Consider the following 19,126-nt stretch of genomic DNA (forward strand, 5'->3'; position numbering starts at 1 on the left):
AAAGCAACAAAACACACTTTTGTTTGACTCCACCTAATCCACAAAAATTTGATAAATGAATCCTTATTAATTTAAACTGGATGTCATTATATCTCCTTATCTATAATTATCCTCTTGAAGCTGGTATAGATGGGTTTCTACAAAGCCATTTTTTGAGTAAGATTTTTACTTACTAACTATGATATATCTGGATCTGGTTTCAGTACTGCTGCTTTCGGAGTTATCTACGGTTAAGCTAACAGTATATCCTCCTGTTTTGTTGTATGTGTGTACAGGATTCTTTTCTGTTGAAGTATTTCCATCTCCAAACGCCCATTTCCATGAAGCTGGTGATCCAGTGCTGTTGTCAGTAAAACTGACATTAAACGGTACAGGTCCTGAAGTTGGCGATGCAGAAAAAGCAGCGACAAGAGAGTTTGAAACTGCAATATATCCGGTTTTTACCAATGTATTATCGCCGTTTGCATTACTCGCTGTCAATGTAACAGAATATAGTCCTGATTTATTGTATGTGTGCACAGGATTCTTTTCTGTAGAATTGTTCCCATCTCCAAAAACCCATTTCCATGATGTTGGCGATCCAGTGCTCTGGTCAGTAAAACTAACCTTAAAAGGCACTTTTCCTGAAGCAGGGGACGCAGAAAAATTAGCAACAGGAGCAGTTAAAACACCTGAAACAGCAATATAGTCGGTTTTTGTCAGGGCACTGCTGCCATTTGCATTAACTGCTGTCAATTTAACAGGGTATAGCCCTGATTTATTATATGTATGTACAGGATTCTTTTCTGTTGAATTGTCCCCGTCTCCGAAAACCCATTTCCATTTAGTTGGTGATCCTGTGCTCTGATCAGTAAAACCAACAGTAAGTGGAGCTTTTCCTGAAATCGGAGATGCAGAGAAGCTGGCAACAGGAGGAGCTAAAATGCTTGATACAACAACATGGCTGGATTTTGTCAAGGCATTACTGCCATTTGCATTACTTGCTGTTAATGTAACAGTATATCGTCCTGATTTACTATACGTGTGTACCGGATTTTTCATTTCTGAAGTGTTTCCATCTCCAAACGCCCATCTCCATGCAGTTGGTGACCCGGTGCTCTGGTCGGTAAATATAACCTTAAGAGGCATACTTCCTGAAGCAGGAGATACAAAATAACCGGCAACAGGAGGAGCTAAAACGTTTGAGACATAAATATAGCTGGATTTTGTCAAAGTATTACTGCCGTTCGCGTTACTTGCTGTCAATGTAACTGCATATCTACCGGACTTAGTGTATGTGTGTACCGGATTTTTCTCTTTTGAAGTGTTCTTATCCCCAAAATTCCATGTCCATGCAGTTGGTGACCCTTTACTCTGGTCAGTAAAACTAACAGTAAGAGGCATACTTCCTACAGTTGGAGTTGCCGAAAAAGCTGAGACAGGAACAATATATCCTGGACTCGATACCACACTACCGTTCACAGAAACTACATTTATATATTTTGATTTTTGCAACTTATTACTGCCTTCCTCATTAGTCGTTGTTAAATCAACGGTATAATTTCCGGATTTATTGTATGTGTGTACCGGATTTCTTTCTGTTGAATTACTTCCATCTCCAAAATTCCATTTCCATGAGGCTGGTGACCCTGTGCTCTGGTCAGTAAAACTAACAGTAAGATGTGTTTTTCCTGAAACAGGGGAGGCAGAAAATTTGGAAACAGGAGTGTTGTTTAAAACGTTTGAGACGACAGCAATATAACCTGTTTTTGTCAGAGCATTATTGCCGTTTGCATTACTCACTGTCAATTTAACAGAGTATAGCCCTGCCTCATTGTATGTGTGTACCGGGTTCTTTTCTGTTGAATTACCTCCATCTCCAAAAGTCCATTTCCACGAGGCTGGCGACCCGGTGCTCTGGTCAGTAAAACTAACCGTAAAAGGCACTTTTCCTGAAGTAGGGGATGCAGAGAATTTGGAAACAGGAATATTTAAAGTGCTTGAGACAGCAATATAGCCGGTTTTTGTCAGGGCATTACTGCCTTTTTCATTACTTGCTGTTAATGTTACAGAATAAAGTCCTGATTTGTTGAATATGTGCACAGGATTCTTTTCTGTTGAAGTATTCCCGTCTCCGAAAACCCATTTCCATTTAGTTGGCGACCCTGTACCCTTACCAGAAAAATCAACCGCCAGAGGTGCTTTTCCTGAAATAAGGGACGCAGAGAAACTGATAACAGGCGGATTAAAAATGTTTGAAACAACAATATAGTCAGTTTTTGTTAATGTATTACTGCCATATGCATTATTTACTGCTAATGTAACAGAATACAATCCTGCTTTGCTGTATGTATGTGTAGGGTTCTTTCCGGTTGAGTACGTGCCGTCTCCAAAAGTCCATTTCCATGATGTTGGCGACCCTTTACTCTGGTCAGTAAAACTAACAGTAAGAGGTGATTTCCCTGAGGCTGAAGATGCAGAGAAAGCAGCAATAGGGGTTTCATACCCGTTTGAAACAGTTATATAGCTGGATTTTGTTACTGCAGTCTTGGTTCCCGTTTCGTTCAATGTCAGTGTAACAGAATATTTTCCTGATTTTTTATATACATGCACAGGGTTCTTTTCCGTTGAATAAGTTTTATCTCCAAAAGTCCAGTTCCATGAGGCTGGCGATCCGGTGCTCTGGTCAGTAAAACTAACTCTAAGTGGCGTTCTGCCTGAAGTTGGGGACGCAGAAAATCCTGGATGTGCTAAAACAGTTACTGTGGCAGATTTCGAATCAGTACCGTTTTTATTGTTTACTTTAAACGTTACATTGTAATTCCCTGCTCTGGAATAAGTGTGTACTGGATTCTTCTGTGTCGAAGTGGATTTGTCTCCAAAATCCCAGTTCCACCCATCCGCATTCTTCGAGAAATCCGTAAACTGGACTGAAAGAGGAGCGTAACCGAATGTGAAATTGCTGCTAAAGTTTGCAACAGGATAAACTGGTTGTGCTGGAAGAGGACTAATAAATTGACCGAAAGCAATAGGCCTGAAGCCTGTGTTTACTGTGGCTGTAACCTTATCTGTAGCAGTGTCAATTACAGAGGCAGTGTTTCCGAGATGATCGCTATCGCCGGAGTTCGCTACATATACCTTTGTTCCGTCCGGAGTGGCTGCAATTCCGTAAGGGCTTTTTTTGACTTTTACAGTTGCTATAACAGTTTTTGTTGCGGTGTTAATTACCGATACATTGTTGCTGCCTTCATTTGCCACATACACCTTTTTTCCATCAGGAGTTACTGCAACTCCCATAGGCCATTGTCCCACAGGCACTGTGGCTGTAACAGTGTTTGAACTTAGTTCAATTATAGAAATAGTATTGCTTTCACAATTCATCACATATAGTTCTGTTCCCGCCTGGTTAATTGTAACTCCACAAGGGCCAGATCCAACTTTCACAGTCGCTATAACAGTGTTTGTGCTGGTATCAATTACAGAAACAGTGTTGCTGTAACGGTTCGTTACGTATACTTTTTTTCCATCCGGTGTGATTGCAACTCCTAAAGGATTAACTCCTACAGGCACGGTGGCTGTAACAGTGTTTGTAGATGTATCAATTACAGAGACAGCTTTTATGTCACGGTCTGCCACATATAGTTTTTTTCCGTCCGGGGTGACTGCAATTCCACAGGGACTATATTTATAGCCTACATCCACGATAGCTGTAACCTTGTTTGTTGCTGTATCAATTACAGAAACCGTACCCCTTTCGCCGTATTTGGTATTTGTTACATATACTTTTGTTCCATCCGGGCTAACTGCAGCTCCAAAAGGCTCGGTCCCTACAGACACCGTGGCTGTAAGGGTGTTGTTTCCTGTGTTAATCACAGAAACAGTGTTGCTGTCAAGATTTGTAATGAATGCATATGAAGGTGCAGGAGAACCTTTTGGTACAACATTTACTGTCGCAAGCTTTGAATCTGTACCTTTTGAATTGCTTACAGTCAGTCTAACAGTATAGATTCCTGTTGCAGAATATGTATGTGTGGGGTTCTGCTTTGTCGAACCAGACCCGTCTCCAAAGTCCCAGGCCCATTTAGTTGCATTTATTGAGAGATCTGTAAACTGCACGGGTACAGAAAGGAAAACATAATCTGATGTGATATTGCTGCTGAAGTTTGCTAAAGGATAAACTGGTTGTAATGGAATAGAACCTATAAACTGGCCTGAAGCGTAAGGGCTTTTTCCTGCAAGCATCGTGGCTGTAACAGCGTTGGTTGCTGTGTCAATCACAGAGACAGTGTTATAAAAGTTAATTGCTACATAGATTTTCTTTCCATCCGGAGTGACTGCAATTCCCTTAGGATCGGGGCCTACGGGTATCGTGGCTGTAATTTTGTTTGTTGCCGTGTCAATTACAGAAACAGTGCTGAAATATTCAGCGTTATTAGTCACATACACCTTTTTTCCATCTGGAGTAACTGCAACTCCAAAGGGAGTTCCTTCTGCCTTCATCGTGTTTGTAACGCTGTTTGTTGCCGTGTCAATTATGGAGATGCTCCCGCCATCAGAGTTCACCACGTACACCCTGTTTCCGTCTGGTGTGACCGCAATTTCTTTGGGACCTCTTCCTACAGATACCGTGGTTATAACAGCTTTTGTGGCAGTATCAATTATAGAGACAGTATTGTCCCCATAATTTGTTACATATATCTTTTTTCCATCAGGACTTACCGCTACTCCCTCAGGATACTTTCCCGTATTCACTGTACTTACAACAGTATTTGCGGTGGTATCAATCACATAAACATTGTTGCTGTAACGGTTTGTTACATATACGTTTTTTCCGTTAGGGCTGACTGCAACTCCCTGGGGAGAATTTCCTACACGCACTGCGGCTATAACATTATTTGTTGCAGTGTCGATTATAGATACATCATTGCTAAGAGCATTTCCGACGTAAACCTTTGTCCCATTTGGATTAATTGCAACTCCCAGAGGGTTGGACCCTACAGGTATTGTAGCTGTAACTTTATTTGTGGCTGTGTCAATTACAGAGACACTGTTACTCTGTGCATTTGTAATGTATGCGAATTGTGAGGCACCCGCGATGCTCACTAACATTAAAAAAGCAAGTACCGTTATTCCCAAAACTTTGGTTAAGGTCTGCCTCCTAAACATTCTATTAAAATTCTTTCCTTTCATTTTAGACCGCCAGTATATAGATCATTTTGAATTTATTGAGGTTTTAAATTATATTGAAACTTAACCGACTTTATGGAAGGATAGTATAGCAATTCACTGAATCCGGAGTTTTTGGGTTAAGTTGATTATTGCAACTAAGTGCAACTATACAGATGACAAGATAAAGAAGACTTTATAGAATTATATGGAATACTTGTAAATTAAAAGATAATAAGTTTTCTTTTATTAACTGATGGGATTGGTAAAAACTAAATTCATTCATTACTGTTTATATTTGAATTTTTATACTACTTTGAGTTTTTATATGCTCTGAAAATTTAAAAAACAGGGATCTTAAAAATTAGAATTCATTATTGGAATAAAAAACTATAGGATCTGAAAAAATTTCTATTAATAAACAAATTTTTCTATTTATAAATAAAATTTTCTATTCATAAACAAAAATGAACTTAGTAAAATTTAATATAAAATTAGTGACGAATAGAAGGTTTTATTACAAAAATTTAAAAAACAGATAAAGCAATTAATCCCCTTCCGTGCCTGAGTTTTCTCCTACAGAAAGCATAAGCTCTCCGTAGAGCAGTTTTTCCAGGGTTTCGGCTACGTACTTCCTTTGCTGGTATTTCTGGATATCCTCATGCATCCTGAGGTCAGAGTCTACCTGGACTCGCACGAGAGCAAAATGAAAGGCTTTTTCATTCTTTATCGGTGCGGTATAGAAAGCTTCCAGCATGTAAGGGAGTTTGAGGGGATCTTCTATAACTTCACTTAAAAGCAGCATCTCTTCAGGAATATCCTGGTAATGCGAAGATATATCTTTTTTTCCGGTAATAAGTTGCAGGTTTTTTTCTGAATATTTTTTCTCAAAGATAATAATTTCACCAATTATACTTCCCACCTCTTACTCAAACTAAATTTAGGGACCCTTTTATCAATTTCCGGGATTTACTTTCTATATTTTTTAACTCTGTACGCCTTTTAATTTTCTACATTTTTTAACTCTGTACATCTTTTAGCTTTCTACATTTCCTTACTGACACACTTAATTGATGCCCTGTAAAAGGGAATAAGAGGCTTCAAGCCAGCATTCCCTTTACGATAGTGTCAATAGCATCGTCTTCTTCGAGGCCGCGGGCCATAAGAGTTTCGACTTCTTTTTTGTCCACACACCCGATTGCTGCTTCGTGAGTTACCTTGGCCAGAGGATTATCAACGCGTATAATCGGGACAGCTTCGGCTTTTGCATTGCCCTGAAGAACCTCCAAACAGTCCACATGTCCTCTGGACCTTGGTGCATGACCTTCAGTAATTCCCTTAAACTCCGACTCCGCATCTTCTGTAATGGCCAGTCGGCTTTTGATCACACTTCTGGCGTTTTCCCCATTAAGGGATACTTTTTCCATGATCCTGATTTTGTCGTCCTTTTTTCCGTAGACCTTGGTAACCATTTCACAGATAGAATCTTTTTCGGCATCCACGTCATAGTCGAATTCGAGAACTCCTACTCTTCCCGAGATCAGGGAGAAATTATTGAAATAACTGCCGCCTTCCTCTACCTTTACATGGGCCTTTGGAATTACCTGAGCTCCCCCATGTGGTCCGTGGAAGTGAGTTTCTGTGTACTTTAATGAAGCATTCTTCCCTATATGCATTTGAGCCTCCATTCTATGAATAATCTTTACAGCATTAGGGAATGTACAGTGAGCGATGAGTTCAACAGCCGAGTCTTCTTCGGCTACAAAATTCATATTTATTTCCTGGAGCCCATCTTCAGGAATAAGCCCGAAGCAAAGGTGGATAGGAAATGGAATTTTGTACCCTTTCTTAATAGTCAGTTTAACGTCCACTCCATGTTCGGTCTCCTGGGGTTCGAGCACAATTCCTTCTATCCCATTCGCATTAAGAACCTTATTTCCGCTTATCACAAGGCTTGCAAGCTCATGGTTATGCAGGGCTTCAGCATCTCCACCGGATGCCGAATAGGCTGCGTCCATATCTTTGATTTCGCTGGAAAGCGTATTAAGAGTTATCTGAGTCATTTTTCAGGCCGCCTTTGGTGGGGATACCCTGCTGTCACATGGTATACACCTGTTTTTGAAAAATTCACTGATTTCCAGGGGGTCTCCGCTCCTGAGGATAACCCCTTCGCACATCAGGGATGCTTTATCGGAAGCGGCTGCAATTTCCTTCCTGTGTGTGATTACAAGTACCGAGGAACCGTTTTCTTTGAAAGTTTGGATCAGGTTTACGATTTCCTTTAAGGAAACAACATCAATTCCGGAGTCAGGCTCGTCGAGAATAGCAAGCTTCGGTTTCATTGTAATTATGGACGCAAGTTCTATGCGTTTTCTTTCACCTCCACTGAGCGCCTCTCCAACTTCCCTATCCAGGTATTTTTCAGGTTTAAGGTCAACCTTCCTCAGGGCCTCTTTCAGCTCTTCTTCAGTAGCGCCTCCATTGCCTTTTGCCCCGATTGCCAGATAATCCCTTACTTTCAGCCCTTCAAAGCGGGCAGGTTCCTGCCAGGCAAGGGTAATGCCTTTTTTTGCACGTTCGGTTATTGAAAGTTTTGAAATATCTTCCCCATTAAAGATGAGGCTGCCTTCCTCATGTTCATAACCCTGGAGTCCCATCAGGGTATAGGCAAGGGTACTTTTTCCTGCACCATTTGCGCCGATAATGCTGTGAATTTCCCGGTCGCCTACCTCAAGATTGACCCCTCGCAGGATTTTCTTTCCATCACGGCTTAGCACCAGGTTTTTTACAGATAGAATCTCTGACACCTCTATAAGTTTTTTATTCTTGGCCCTGCAGCAGATCCTTGCAGTGCTGCAAATCCTTAACGGTATTTACGTTTATTGCTAGTTTGGGATTATCAAGTATCAGATTAAAGTCTTCCTGTTCGTTTCGGATTTGAGAACTGTCCAGAATATTAATTCCGGAAGGTACTATCAGCTTCCCATCCTTGTTAAAGACCGTATCCGGCCTGATTCCGGCTCCTTTGCAGACATTTATAGGAACATATACCGAGAGCGCTGGCTTTCCTTCTTCCCTATATTTCTTGATTACGGAATCGATAAGTTCAGGGTTTATCAGGGGAAGGTCCGACATAATAATCATTACAGGCCCCACCGTTTCTGCGGTTTCTACCGCGTGGACCATATCCCCTACATAGTTTCCGCCAAAAGTCCTGATTACGCGAACTTCTCCTTTGTAGCGTTCCTGGATCATAATTTCTGTCCTTGGGGTAACAGGGGAGACCGCTACAAAAACCCTGTCTATATTCTCTGAGGCCCTCAGGGTATCTATCACATAGGCTATAAGTGGTTTTCCAAGCAATTCAACACAAGGCTTTTCTCCCATTCCAAGCCTCTGTCCGAACCCCCCTGCCATTACAATAGCGTCCATTTTAAACCTCCCATGTATCCATTCAATGAAAAATTCAGGAGAACTGCGATAATAATGAGTGCAGTTACCCGACCAATTTCGTTAGCAGTGCCAATTCCATCACCGTTTAATCCCCCAAAATGGGCATAGCTTCGGTTAAGAATCACCAGAGCCGAGATACAGGCTCCCAGATAAGGCAACAGCCCTATCCATCCAAAAGGCAGAAAGCAAACTATAGCTCCGAATATGAATCCAATCAGAAAATTCTTTCTGGTCGCTCCGCTTATAGTCATGGCTCCCAGGCCAGGGTAAGCCTGTTTTTCCTGCGGAGGTATGGGCTTTCCAAAGGCAGCAATAGTTAGCATGGACTGTTTTGCACTGACCTCTGCAATAAACATTGATGCAAGCATTAAAGCCGGAAGGTTAGCTCCAAAAACAACGGAACCTCCTTGCTGTATTGCCCTTATCGAACTGTACAGAGTAAGTAATACGAGAATGCAAAAGGATACTCCTCCTGTCCCGATGGTCGTGTCTTTCAGGGCCTTGATTTTCTTCTCATGTGACCCATGGGCCATAAAACCGTCCCCTATGTCCGTGACTCCATCGAGGTGATTAAAGCCTGTAATATAATATATGAATCCCATGATAAGGGCTGCAAGCACAGGCCCGGGAAATATTACCTGCCCTATGAATGCAACTGCACCTATGAGAAGCCCGAGTACGGCTCCCACAACGGGATAAAAGTAGATTTTCTTCATGAGTTCGTCGATTCCTTCCATGCTGATCCCTACAGGAATAGTGGACAGGAAACCAAACCCAGATTTAAAAGCAAGCAAATATGAATTCATCGCGCACCGCCTGTTTTTCAATCATTTCCTTATTTCAGTCCGTCCCTACAAATTCTGCCATACCTCTTGAATACATATTGGAAGACACGCCTCCTATAAGGCCCCCGATAACGTCATCCATAAAAGGCCCGAGCTTTGCAAGGATTCCAGGTTTCTGTTTGTCAAACCTGACAAACTCAAAAGCGCCCTTGGAACCGCTGATATAGGTTGCAATACTTGTGCCGAGCACTTCATCTGCAATTATAAAAGTAAGGTCTTTTTCATAAGAACTTTTGCTAAGGTTCGGAAGGGTTCCTGCCCTGCCTTCCCGCTCCAGCAAGACCCCGGAATAGATTAGAAGGCAGAGGTTTGGATCCGAAAGTGCGTACTTAAGTTCCCTCTTAAATAAAGCGTCGGCTTTCTCTCTGGTCTCAAGCCCTGGATGGGGAACGTACATTTCCAGAGCCGTATCAGCAAGGTCCTGAACACTGATGCCTTCTTCAGCAAGGACATCGAGGATGTTGACTGTAGCTTTTTCTTCTACTTTCTCAGGCTGCCCTTTTTTCAGGTCTTTTTCCTCAATATCGGATAACTTCATATGATCACTTCGGGGTTGTTAAAAAATGGTTTTATTAGCTTTTGAAAATCTTTAACGCTATTACACTGGCTTTTCTCATAACCCGTATTTCCATGAAGGATTCAGATTATCTCAGAAGCCGTCTTAAAATTCAAATAATTTATACAATTGGATAATAGGCAACGTTCCTTTTAAATTCATATTACACACTCAATGCATAAAATCAAACACAACAAACATCATGGTTTAAATTTTCGTTTTGGACATTAACAGTTTGACACTCCGTTTATCATTTAAATGCATAAGTCCTATCCCAATTATAGAACCAAATTTAATTTTAAGACACGCTCTCAGGAATCAGGTTCTGGCAGCGAAGGAAGGGTCACGGATACAGGTATATCCCTGCTAAATGAATTACTGCTGCACAGGCAACAAGCGAGAAGCCTGAAGCAATTGCTATTAATTGGGATACCCTTTTTATATCCTTTACTTCGGTCGGGGGATATAAGGCCCCAAGTATATAAGTATCGGGTTTTTCAAGTTTGACCCCGAGCGCTCCTGCAGTAGCTGCCATGGGATAACCGGAATTGGGGGACGGAGTTTTCATTCCGTCTTCAAAAGCACTCTTTATACTGTTAAAGGGAGAAAATTTTCCCTGTTTTTTCGGGAGCAGACTGGCTATAAAGGCTGCTGCAAGAATGAATATAACGGAGATGCGGGCAGGGATCCAGTTCAATACGTCATCGGATTTCGCTGAGAAGTACCCAAGTTCCATGTAGGGCTCGGTTTTATACCCAACCATTGAGTCCAGAGTACTTATGGCTTTAAATGCATATGCTGCAACAAGCCCGTATTTTCCGAAAAGGGTATAGTAAAAAATGGGGCTCAGGATGCCGTCAACATAGTTTTCGGATACGGATTCGATAACTGCGGAAGACATCTGGTTTCTGGTAAGTTTTGAAGTGTTCCGGCTTACATATATTGGGAGCAGTTCCCGGACTTTATCAAGCCTGTTTGCTTCGAGGTGCCCATAAATCTCCTTTGCAGGGCCGAGCAGGCAGTTAACAGCAAAGGTGGCTTTCAGGAAATATGCCTCTATAAGAAGGGAAAGCACCCTGGGAATTCCCGGAAGGGCTGCTATGTAAAGCACGGTGTAACCCAGCAAGGCTGCAGAAAATACACAGCAGAGAGCCATTGCAACTCCGTAGGCTTTCCTGTGAGTCTGAGGAGCCGCATTTATAAAAAAATTGATTAGTTTTCCTATCCACACAACAGGGTGTACGGCAGCAGGCGGCTCCCCGAAAAATATGTCTATGGCGGCTGCAAGCAAAAGTACTAGGGCAAGATGCCCGCTGTCTGGTACAATCATAGGATAGGCTCCATCACTTTCTTCCAGGCAACTTTCACGAGTTCGTCAGTATCTCCTTCCTGCATAAGACAGTCAAGGATTTTCTGCGCAGTTTCCGTCTTGTGAACCAGATGACAGTCAACACAGCTCCAGACTTTTCCGCCTCTTGAGCTCTGGATCCATTTTCCTCCTGTGCGCTCGTCTTCACAGGGATAGAACGGACAGAAGCAGAAGGTACAGTTCTGGCCTTCAAAGTGGCAGGGATAGTATTCGCAGGTTTTCCTGCCTCCAATGCCTTCTTCAGAAGCCTTTTCGATCACATTCTGCAGTTCTTGTTTTGCCTGTTCTCTACCCCACTCGGTAATTATATCCCCGATTGCAGCAATTATCCTGTCGTTTTCTTCGAAAGTCCGGACTGCAAGCCTTATGTAATCTTTTCCAAGGCCGTGGAGGGAAGAACAGTCCCTTATGAGGACTCCACGAGCTGCCAGACGTGCAGTTAATTCCGTTGAATCAAGCATGAATTTACTGATATCAACCAGGATAAAGTTTACATTCACCTCTCCGGCTTTAAAACCCCTTATCCTATCGAGTTTCGCCTTAAAAACCTCTCCTTCTTCCCTGATCATATCCCTCGCTTTTTTCAGGTACGGGTTTTCAATCCCGCCTTCAATATTAAGAAGAGAAGTCGCTACAGCGTCTGCCAGGGTTCCAAGGTTCCAGGAAAGTCTGGCAGTATCCAGAATTTCAGCTACCTCAGGGGAAGCTATTCCGAAGCCCATCCGGATTCCCGGGATTGCAAAGTCCTTTGTAAGGGAACGCATGACAAAAACGTAATTGTTGTTTACTGCAAGATCTGCAACACTCTGTGAAGGATCTGAAAGCTCAATAAAAGCTTCGTCCACGAAAAGAAGTGTTTTGTGCTGTGTACAACGTTCCGCAAGAGCTTTGATTTCTTCTCGAGTACGGAGTTTCCCAGTAGGGTTATTGGGGTTACAGATGAACAGGATTTTTGCTTTTTCCAGAAGCTCGTCAGGAAGTTTTTCGACTTCGTCCTGGCTTGGGTACTGCAGTTCTGCTCCCATAATCCGGCACTGCATTTCGTATTCTCCGAAAGTGGGCCAGGGTAGAAGGACAGTATCTCCTTTTTCAACCACGCATTCCACTACAAGCCTTATAATTTCCGTTGAACCGTTACCCGGAATAATATTCTTTGGGCTTACGCCATGCCCTACGAACTTTGCAGCAGCTTCTCGAAACTCAGGATACCTGTTGTCAGGATATTCGGTAAGTTTCTTAAAACCAGCATTAAGAATCTCATCAAAGTTCAATCCGCTTTCCGGATGCTCAAAAGGGTTTCCCAGAGGATTAAAGTTTGCACTGAAGTCAAGAATTTCACTTTCAGGAATCCCGTAAGTTTCAGATGTTTCCTGAACTAACCCTCCATGCCTGCAGGGCTTCAGGTCCAGTAGATGTTTCCTTAAAGGTACACTTCTTTGCTCGGACACGGTAATCGCAAATATTTAGTGTGAATCATGTATATTAATCTGCTTATTATATTATTCAACGTAAACTTGCCTTTATTTGCTTTACAATTGTTTGATTGCGAAAACTTCTGCTTCTGGAATCCATTCTACTTTATTTTACAGAACAAATATATTATTTCTGTATTTAAGCTGTCGTTTTTTGGCGGCTTCAGATAGGTATCGAAAAAGTAAAATAGCTTGCTTTTAACTAGTACAGTCCAGAAACGCTAAAAAGCTCCAAATTATATCTTAAAGTAAAAACCCTAAATGAAGCAAAACTCTAAATTAAGCTTTAAAGTAATTGTTTTAATTTGATTATCAGGTGCATTTAAAAATGACAGTTAATAGACCAAGAGGGACCCGGGACTTTTTACCTGCCGATACTGCCCGGAGAAGATACGTGGAAAGTGTTATGCGAGACGTTGCCCGCAAATGGGGCTACAGTGAAATCATTACGCCCACGTTTGAACATCTTGATCTTTTCACCCTGAAGTCAGGAGAAGGGATCATAGGGGAGCTCTACAACTTTACGGACAAAGGCGGCAGGGAAATGACCCTCAGGCCTGAGCTTACTGCTCCTGTCATGCGTATGTATATAAATGAACTTCAGCCTTTTCCGAAGCCTTTAAAATTATTTTACTTTGAAAACTGTTTCCGCTATGAGCGCCCCCAGAAAGGCCGTTTCAGGGAATTCTGGCAGTTCGGGGTTGAACTTATAGGAAGCGGAAAACCCGATTCCGATGCCGAGGTTATTGCCCTTGCCGATGCCATGTTAAAATCCGCCGGAGTGAAGGGCGACATGAAGCTCGGAAACCTTGCGGTCATACGTACGCTCTTGAGTGGGCTTGAACCGGAAATTGTGAGCAAGGTTATGCGGCTTGTGGATAAAAAAGAGTATGCCGGCCTTGAAGCACTGCTTGAAGAAATAGGAGCCGAAGAACAGCTCAAGTCCGACCTTTTCCACCTGATAAAACTGGAAGGCAAGCATATACTCCCTGAAGTAATAAAAATAGTTGGAAATATCCCTGAACTTGTAAGCTTTGAAAAGACCCTCAAGCTTCTCGACGCATACGGAGTCGATTACTCCCTTGACTTCGGGATTGCACGCGGGCTTGATTACTATACAGGCATGGTTTTTGAGGTCTATGCCGAGGGCCTCGGTGCCCAGAAACAGGTCTGCGGTGGAGGTTCTTACCAGCTTATCCAGCTTTTCGGAGGCGGAGACGTGCCTTCAACCGGCTTCGGGATAGGTTTTGATAGGATTATGGAAATCTGCCCTCTTACCCCGCCTGCTCCTAAAACCCTTATGCTGGTCTCAAAACCTGATCTTCATCTAAAAGCGATAAGTTTTGCAAATGAACTAAGGAAGTACGTGCCGGTCCATGTAGACCTCATGCAGCGTAATTTCAAAGCCCAACTTTCTTATGCAAATACCATCAACGCTGATTACGTGGTTATAGTTGGTGAAAAAGAATTAGAAGCAGGAAAGCTTACGCTGAGAGATATGGTTTCAGGAGAACAGGAACTTCTGACGCTTGATGAGATTATTGAGAAAGTTTCACCTAGCTAAAGTTGAAAGATTTTTTCTTTCATTCTTTTTACTCTCATTAAATTGTTGGAGAGCCTATTTAGGTTCAGGCAGCAGTACGCAATTTTGTTTACTTGTATATTGGACCTTATTCCTCTTTTTGGTTACATTTTCCTATATTACCAATATCGATTTTCAGAGAGTTCAGGTGTACAGGGAAGTGTGCAGGATTAGATTCTGACTTATAGCTGCAAGTATGGTCTTACGAAAACTTTCTCTTACAAGACCCAGGCAGAATTTGCAAAAGTACTCTGTGTAAAATTACTCTGTGTAAAATTACTCTGTGTAAAAGTACTCTGGCTTTCAGTTGCAAATTCAGCATAATTTCTGTGGCAGGCGTGGTTCGCATCTGAGGATTACCCATAAGAGGCGCACTGACCAAAATTAGCATACTTATTTGTTTCAATCACTGATTTTCATAAAGTTGACTAAAATGTTAATTGTTAGATACTTTGGTAATACAGATTATATAGGTGTTTAAAAATTATAATGTTTGGAATTCAATCAGAGGTGGCTCAACGATTGGAATCCAGAGACCAAAAGCTCAAACAGTAACTTACAAAGCAACCCACTTTCCGTATATACACACAAAAACGCAATCAACTTTCCCAATAAGGCAGTAAAGTAAAATTTGCCTGTCTTTAAAGTAAATATTTTAGACAATTCGGCAAATTAATTCTACATTTGTGTTCAAATGCGGAAAGTGGGTAACAAGGTCTAGGAAATTAATTTGGGCTGATCTCACAACTCTTAAAAATTAAAGTTGCGCTGGCGCACCGCGCAGCAAGCTAGAGAGGTATTCGACTGAAATAAATCATATCTGAAAAACGAGAATCCATATTTGGAAAGAATGTGTTTATTCTATCGGGATCGCAAAGAGTTATGAATACCCTGACCTCCGCAGGCTGTCTCACAACCGTAGTTAGCGATAAAATTCCTCCTTTTTTGTTTTAAGGCTTTAAAAGCCTTATTTTTTTTACAAATTTCTGCCCTGAATTTGAATTGTCGGATAGCTTCCTTTTGGTCCTCATTCATATAATTCAACAGGATATGAGAGCTTTGATACTTTGGGATATTTTCTAGTATATCGATCTCAAATATGCACATAATACAAAAATAGATACAGTCTATGACGCAAATATTATTTTCAAGTCACATGGAATTTTGTAACACGGAAAACGCAGCCTGTCGCATAGTGATTCTATCTGGATATTACAACCACGGAAAACACGGAAAGCACGGAAGAAACACGCCTTTACTACTGATTTCCGTGTCTTCCGTGCTTTCAGTGGTTTTCAAAAAATTCATTTCTGACATACTTTGGAATCGATGCACTGGTGTACGACCTTTTCTTAATGGGACAGAAGATTATTGGCTCTTCGCCATTTCCTATAGATAAGATTATTTTCAATTCAATAACGCATTGGTTTTTATGAGGACATTATGAGGATATCCACATAAAACGAAGAAGAGCCTAAATCTCAAAGCCTCCGTAGATATACGAAAATGTTATACATTAAAACTACTATTGAAAAAGCATGCAGAAGGAAGACCTGGACTTTTTCAAAAAATGGTTTCTGGATTATGTAGACCAATTTTCCTCTCCTGAGGTCTTTATCCAGGAAAACGTTAAGCTAAAAATCGAACATACGGCAAGAGTCTGTGAAAATATCCTTTTACTTGCCAAAGCGGAAAATGTGGAAGAAAAAGACTACAGGCTCGCTGAAGCAATAGCTTTATTTCATGACCTGGGCCGCTTTGAACAGTTTACTAAATACAGGACGTTCAAAGACTCAGAATCTGAAGATCATGCCCTGCTTGGCGTAAAAATTCTGGAAAATACCGGGATTCTTTCCATTCTATCTCCGAAAGAGAAAGATATAATTCTGAAAGCTGTGGAATATCATAATCGCATGGAAATTCCCGAATGCACAGAAACTACAACAGAATTCCTTTTTTATTTGAAATTGATCCGGGATGCCGATAAACTGGATATTCTGAAGCTTGTGAGTGAAGATTGTGAAAAAGAAGAAGAGCTCAGGAATCCAGTTCTCGAATTCAATATTCCCGATACGCCCGGATGTTCGGAAAACATAGTTGAGGATATCCTGAATAACAGGATGTCAAAGCTTGCAGATGCAAAAAACCGGAATGATATTAAACTTCTCCGCCTTAGCTGGATTTTTGACATTAGTTTTCCTGCAGCTTTTTCTCTTCTCAGAGAACGCGGTTATCTTGAGATAATTCTGTACTCAATGCCAGAAACTGAAGAAATGCAAATGGTACGCGAACATATTGAGAGCTATTTGAACGCAGTTGAAACCAGAGCAGAAATAAAGCTGTGAAAACGGATGTTAGCTAAGCCAATAAGCCTTAAAGAGCATAGATCAGGATAAAACTGAAACGTTAGTGAAGTGTAGATAAACTGAAGCAAAAGAGATAAGAAAACAATCTGTAAAAATTTTAAACTTGGGCTGTTAGAAAAGAGAAATCCACTACGAATTCATTCCATGCAAATTCATTCCATGCAAATTCATTCCATGCAAATTCATTCCATGCAAATTCATTCCATGCAAATTCATTCCATGCAAATTCATTCCATGCAAATTCATTCCATGCAAATTCATTCCATGCAAATTCATTCCATGCAAATTCATTCCATGCAAATTCATTCCATGCAAATTCATTCCATGCAAATTCATTCCATGCAAATTCATTCCATGCAAATTCATTCCATACAAATTCATTCCATGCAAATTCATTCCATACAAATTCATTCCATACAAATTCATTCCATACAAATTCATTCCATACAAATTCATTCCATGTAAATTCATTCCATGTATCTTCTACGATTTTCATTGCCCAGACTTCGCCGGTAATCCGAACGAATCTGACTTCTTGACTGTTCTACAAGCATTGATTCCAGAGAATCTTCTTTAAGTTCTTCCCCTATATTTTTATCTTTTTCCTTTGTTTCCGGTCTGTCTTGATCCTTTTTTCCTATATCCGGTCTACTTTGTTCCTTTTCCTCTGTCATATTAAAATTACTCCTACGTTTAACTGAGTTAAGGAATGATTCAAGTATCATATCAAAGTATTGTTGTCAAGAATCATTATTGAGATAATGAAATTATGTACAGATCAATTCCTGAACTGCAAATTTGAAGTTATATTTTTATCATTCCTAAAACATATTTTGTTGTAATCGACATTTTCACGTAAACTTATTTTCAATTATTTTAACAGGATCTTTTTAGTTAGAATATTATTTTAATTTAATATATTATTTAGGACTTACGAACTTGAGGAACAAAATCAATTACAGCAAAGACTGTGGATTAAAGTCACGTTTTAGACAGTTAATAGTCTGATGCTGTTGATTTTTCAGTTCTACTGCGTAAGTCCTACTATTTTTATCAAGATTTAATTATTATTAAGATTTAATTATTATTAAGACTTCATTTTTATTAAGATTTAATTATTATTTAACTTTTATTTTTATTAAGATTTTATTTTAGTTACCGTCTTATTTTAGTTTGAATTTTTCAGGATATTCCTCTGGGCCAGAATCCGGAAAGATGTTCAGGATTTATCAATTGCCTTGAGTCCGGATGGCTGTTCGATAAATTCCACCTCAAGACCGGAAATTTCACGCAGTCTGGAGCATAAAGCCTCCATGCCCGGATTTTCCGTGGCATAGTGAGTAGCGTCAATAAGGCAGAGATCCTCATACTCGCGGAGAATATTATGCTTAAGTTCGGAAGATATGAAGGCATCAACTCTATTTGCCCTTGCAATTTCAAGGAACTCAGTCGCAAAGCCACTGCCACCGACGACCATTACCCGACTTATCCCCTCTTTTTCTCCTGCATATATGACAGGAGTTTGCAGGGTCTCCGATACATTGGACGCCAGTTCAGCCGAAGCACAGGTTTCTATCTCTCCTATTCTGCCGACTTCCACATTTTTGAGATTCTTTAACCCGAGCCTTGCAGCAAGCACGTCATTAATGCCTCCTTCGGCTCTATCATAATTCGTATGCATGCTGTAAAGGGAAATCCCGTTATCGAGGGCAAGCCTGAGAGATTCAGCCAGGGATTTTGAGATTTTGTTAATCGGATGGAAGATAAGGGTATGGTGGGTAATTAGAAGATTTGCTCTCATTTCTGCAGCTTTCTCAAGCGTATAAGAACTGGCATCGAGGGCAACTGCAATTTTTTCTATGTTATTTTCCAGGTTGAGAATTAGCCCGATCCTGCCTTCGTCAAAGTCTTCAGCAAGTTCAGGTGGCGCGATTTCTTCGAGAATTTCTACAACTTTCATAAGTTCCATGAAAAAGACCTCTGATGTCCGGAAGGGACGAATACTTATTTATTAAATTTAGAAACTTCCAAGATTTCCTTTCCTGATTCTGTTAAATATACACGACCTTATAAAGAAAACGACTCTATATAAGAAGTTTATTCAAAATTGAAACAGTACAAAAAATTAAAATATCTTATGTTAAGATAACTTATAGAGTTTAGACAAATTTCTGATTAAAACGACCTTAATACTACCATATAGATCTAACCAATTTAGACAATAAATTACAAATTTTAAATGATCCTGGATTTTAATGAAGAAACCATGAAATTGGAGTTAATAAAGTAACATCGAGTTAGAAAATTGTAAATCATAGGGGAGTGCTGGGGCAAAATC

General features: G+C 40.7%; 15 protein-coding genes. 3 read left to right on the top strand and 12 right to left on the bottom strand.

The features are described from left to right. Positions 1-165: 165 nt before the first annotated feature. The 9 genes from MSKOL_RS06815 to cobD all read right to left on the bottom strand — a co-directional run bounded on the left by MSKOL_RS06815 (position 166) and on the right by cobD (position 12,816). Positions 166-5,169: a PKD domain-containing protein gene (locus MSKOL_RS06815; protein ID WP_048154644.1), complete on the bottom strand. Its 5,004-nt coding sequence runs from the start codon at positions 5,167-5,169 to the stop codon at positions 166-168. 523 nt (positions 5,170-5,692) lie between these two features. Then, the gene (locus tag MSKOL_RS06820; protein WP_369799534.1) at positions 5,693-6,067 is read right to left on the bottom strand and encodes a hypothetical protein; all 375 of its coding nucleotides are present in this window, start codon (positions 6,065-6,067) and stop codon (positions 5,693-5,695) included. A gap of 178 nt (positions 6,068-6,245) precedes the next feature. Then, entirely contained in the window at positions 6,246-7,208 is a 963-nt protein-coding gene (locus MSKOL_RS06825; RefSeq protein ID WP_048154647.1) for a SufD family Fe-S cluster assembly protein, read from the bottom strand. 3 nt (positions 7,209-7,211) lie between these two features. Next, on the bottom strand, positions 7,212-7,952 hold the full coding sequence (locus tag MSKOL_RS06830; RefSeq protein WP_229397068.1) for an ABC transporter ATP-binding protein: 741 nt from the start codon (positions 7,950-7,952) through the stop codon (positions 7,212-7,214). A gap of 13 nt (positions 7,953-7,965) precedes the next feature. After that, positions 7,966-8,577 (bottom strand): NTP transferase domain-containing protein, encoded by a 612-nt coding sequence (locus tag MSKOL_RS06835; RefSeq protein WP_048154651.1) that lies wholly within the window; start codon positions 8,575-8,577, stop codon positions 7,966-7,968. After that, on the bottom strand, positions 8,562-9,404 hold the full coding sequence (gene cobS, locus MSKOL_RS06840) for an adenosylcobinamide-GDP ribazoletransferase (RefSeq protein ID WP_048154654.1): 843 nt from the start codon (positions 9,402-9,404) through the stop codon (positions 8,562-8,564). The genes MSKOL_RS06835 and cobS overlap by 16 nt, the downstream gene beginning before the upstream one ends. Before the next feature lie 34 nt (positions 9,405-9,438). Then, positions 9,439-9,981, bottom strand: coding sequence for an alpha-ribazole phosphatase CobZ (cobZ, locus tag MSKOL_RS06845; protein ID WP_048154657.1), 543 nt, complete (start codon positions 9,979-9,981; stop codon positions 9,439-9,441). A gap of 361 nt (positions 9,982-10,342) precedes the next feature. Beyond that, positions 10,343-11,329, bottom strand: coding sequence for a cobalamin biosynthesis protein (locus tag MSKOL_RS06850; protein WP_048154660.1), 987 nt, complete (start codon positions 11,327-11,329; stop codon positions 10,343-10,345). Next, positions 11,326-12,816 carry a threonine-phosphate decarboxylase CobD gene (gene cobD / locus MSKOL_RS06855; RefSeq protein WP_048154662.1) on the bottom strand — a complete coding sequence of 497 codons (1,491 nt, stop codon included), beginning with the start codon at positions 12,814-12,816 and terminating at the stop codon, positions 11,326-11,328. Before cobD ends, MSKOL_RS06850 begins: the two co-directional genes overlap by 4 nt. A gap of 352 nt (positions 12,817-13,168) precedes the next feature. Between cobD and hisS the strand changes: the two genes are divergently transcribed. From hisS to MSKOL_RS06865, 3 genes are all read left to right on the top strand, one after another. Next, on the top strand, positions 13,169-14,404 hold the full coding sequence (hisS, locus tag MSKOL_RS06860; protein WP_048119748.1) for a histidine--tRNA ligase: 1,236 nt from the start codon (positions 13,169-13,171) through the stop codon (positions 14,402-14,404). Between the two features lie 1,174 nt (positions 14,405-15,578). Beyond that, entirely contained in the window at positions 15,579-15,821 is a 243-nt protein-coding gene (locus tag MSKOL_RS19895) for a hypothetical protein (protein ID WP_156150986.1), read from the top strand. A 139-nt stretch (positions 15,822-15,960) separates the two neighbouring features. Beyond that, positions 15,961-16,767: an HD domain-containing protein gene (locus MSKOL_RS06865; protein ID WP_048154666.1), complete on the top strand. Its 807-nt coding sequence runs from the start codon at positions 15,961-15,963 to the stop codon at positions 16,765-16,767. Between the two features lie 150 nt (positions 16,768-16,917). Here the strand turns inward: MSKOL_RS06865 and MSKOL_RS06870 are convergent, their stop codons facing one another. From MSKOL_RS06870 to MSKOL_RS06880, 3 genes are all read right to left on the bottom strand, one after another. After that, positions 16,918-17,259, bottom strand: a complete 342-nt coding sequence (locus tag MSKOL_RS06870) for a pentapeptide repeat-containing protein (RefSeq protein ID WP_082091058.1) — start codon at positions 17,257-17,259, stop codon at positions 16,918-16,920. After that, a complete protein-coding gene (locus tag MSKOL_RS20995) occupies positions 17,256-17,462 on the bottom strand; it encodes a hypothetical protein (RefSeq protein WP_048154671.1) in 207 nt (68 codons plus the stop codon). The genes MSKOL_RS06870 and MSKOL_RS20995 overlap by 4 nt, the downstream gene beginning before the upstream one ends. Before the next feature lie 545 nt (positions 17,463-18,007). Further along, positions 18,008-18,757 carry a Nif3-like dinuclear metal center hexameric protein gene (locus MSKOL_RS06880; protein ID WP_048154674.1) on the bottom strand — a complete coding sequence of 250 codons (750 nt, stop codon included), beginning with the start codon at positions 18,755-18,757 and terminating at the stop codon, positions 18,008-18,010. Positions 18,758-19,126 lie beyond the last annotated feature (369 nt).

Origin of the sequence: Methanosarcina sp. Kolksee (assembly GCF_000969945.1) — an archaeon.
GTDB classification, from domain to species: Archaea; Halobacteriota; Methanosarcinia; order Methanosarcinales; family Methanosarcinaceae; genus Methanosarcina; species Methanosarcina vacuolata.

Excerpts from the sequence above, each read along its gene's own strand:
- cobS (WP_048154654.1), bottom strand. The coding sequence starts at position 9,404 with ATGAATTCATATTTGCTTGCTTTTAAATCTGGGTTTGGTTTCCTGTCC.
- MSKOL_RS19895 (WP_156150986.1), top strand. The coding sequence starts at position 15,579 with ATGGAATTTTGTAACACGGAAAACGCAGCCTGTCGCATAGTGATTCTA.
- MSKOL_RS06815 (WP_048154644.1), bottom strand. The coding sequence starts at position 5,169 with ATGAAAGGAAAGAATTTTAATAGAATGTTTAGGAGGCAGACCTTAACC.
- MSKOL_RS06865 (WP_048154666.1), top strand. The coding sequence starts at position 15,961 with ATGCAGAAGGAAGACCTGGACTTTTTCAAAAAATGGTTTCTGGATTAT.
- hisS (WP_048119748.1), top strand. The coding sequence starts at position 13,169 with ATGACAGTTAATAGACCAAGAGGGACCCGGGACTTTTTACCTGCCGAT.
- MSKOL_RS06825 (WP_048154647.1), bottom strand. The coding sequence starts at position 7,208 with ATGACTCAGATAACTCTTAATACGCTTTCCAGCGAAATCAAAGATATG.
- MSKOL_RS06870 (WP_082091058.1), bottom strand. The coding sequence starts at position 17,259 with ATGAATTTACATGGAATGAATTTGTATGGAATGAATTTGTATGGAATG.
- MSKOL_RS06835 (WP_048154651.1), bottom strand. The coding sequence starts at position 8,577 with ATGGACGCTATTGTAATGGCAGGGGGGTTCGGACAGAGGCTTGGAATG.
- MSKOL_RS06850 (WP_048154660.1), bottom strand. The coding sequence starts at position 11,329 with ATGATTGTACCAGACAGCGGGCATCTTGCCCTAGTACTTTTGCTTGCA.
- cobZ (WP_048154657.1), bottom strand. The coding sequence starts at position 9,981 with ATGAAGTTATCCGATATTGAGGAAAAAGACCTGAAAAAAGGGCAGCCT.
- MSKOL_RS20995 (WP_048154671.1), bottom strand. The coding sequence starts at position 17,462 with ATGACAGAGGAAAAGGAACAAAGTAGACCGGATATAGGAAAAAAGGAT.
- MSKOL_RS06880 (WP_048154674.1), bottom strand. The coding sequence starts at position 18,757 with ATGGAACTTATGAAAGTTGTAGAAATTCTCGAAGAAATCGCGCCACCT.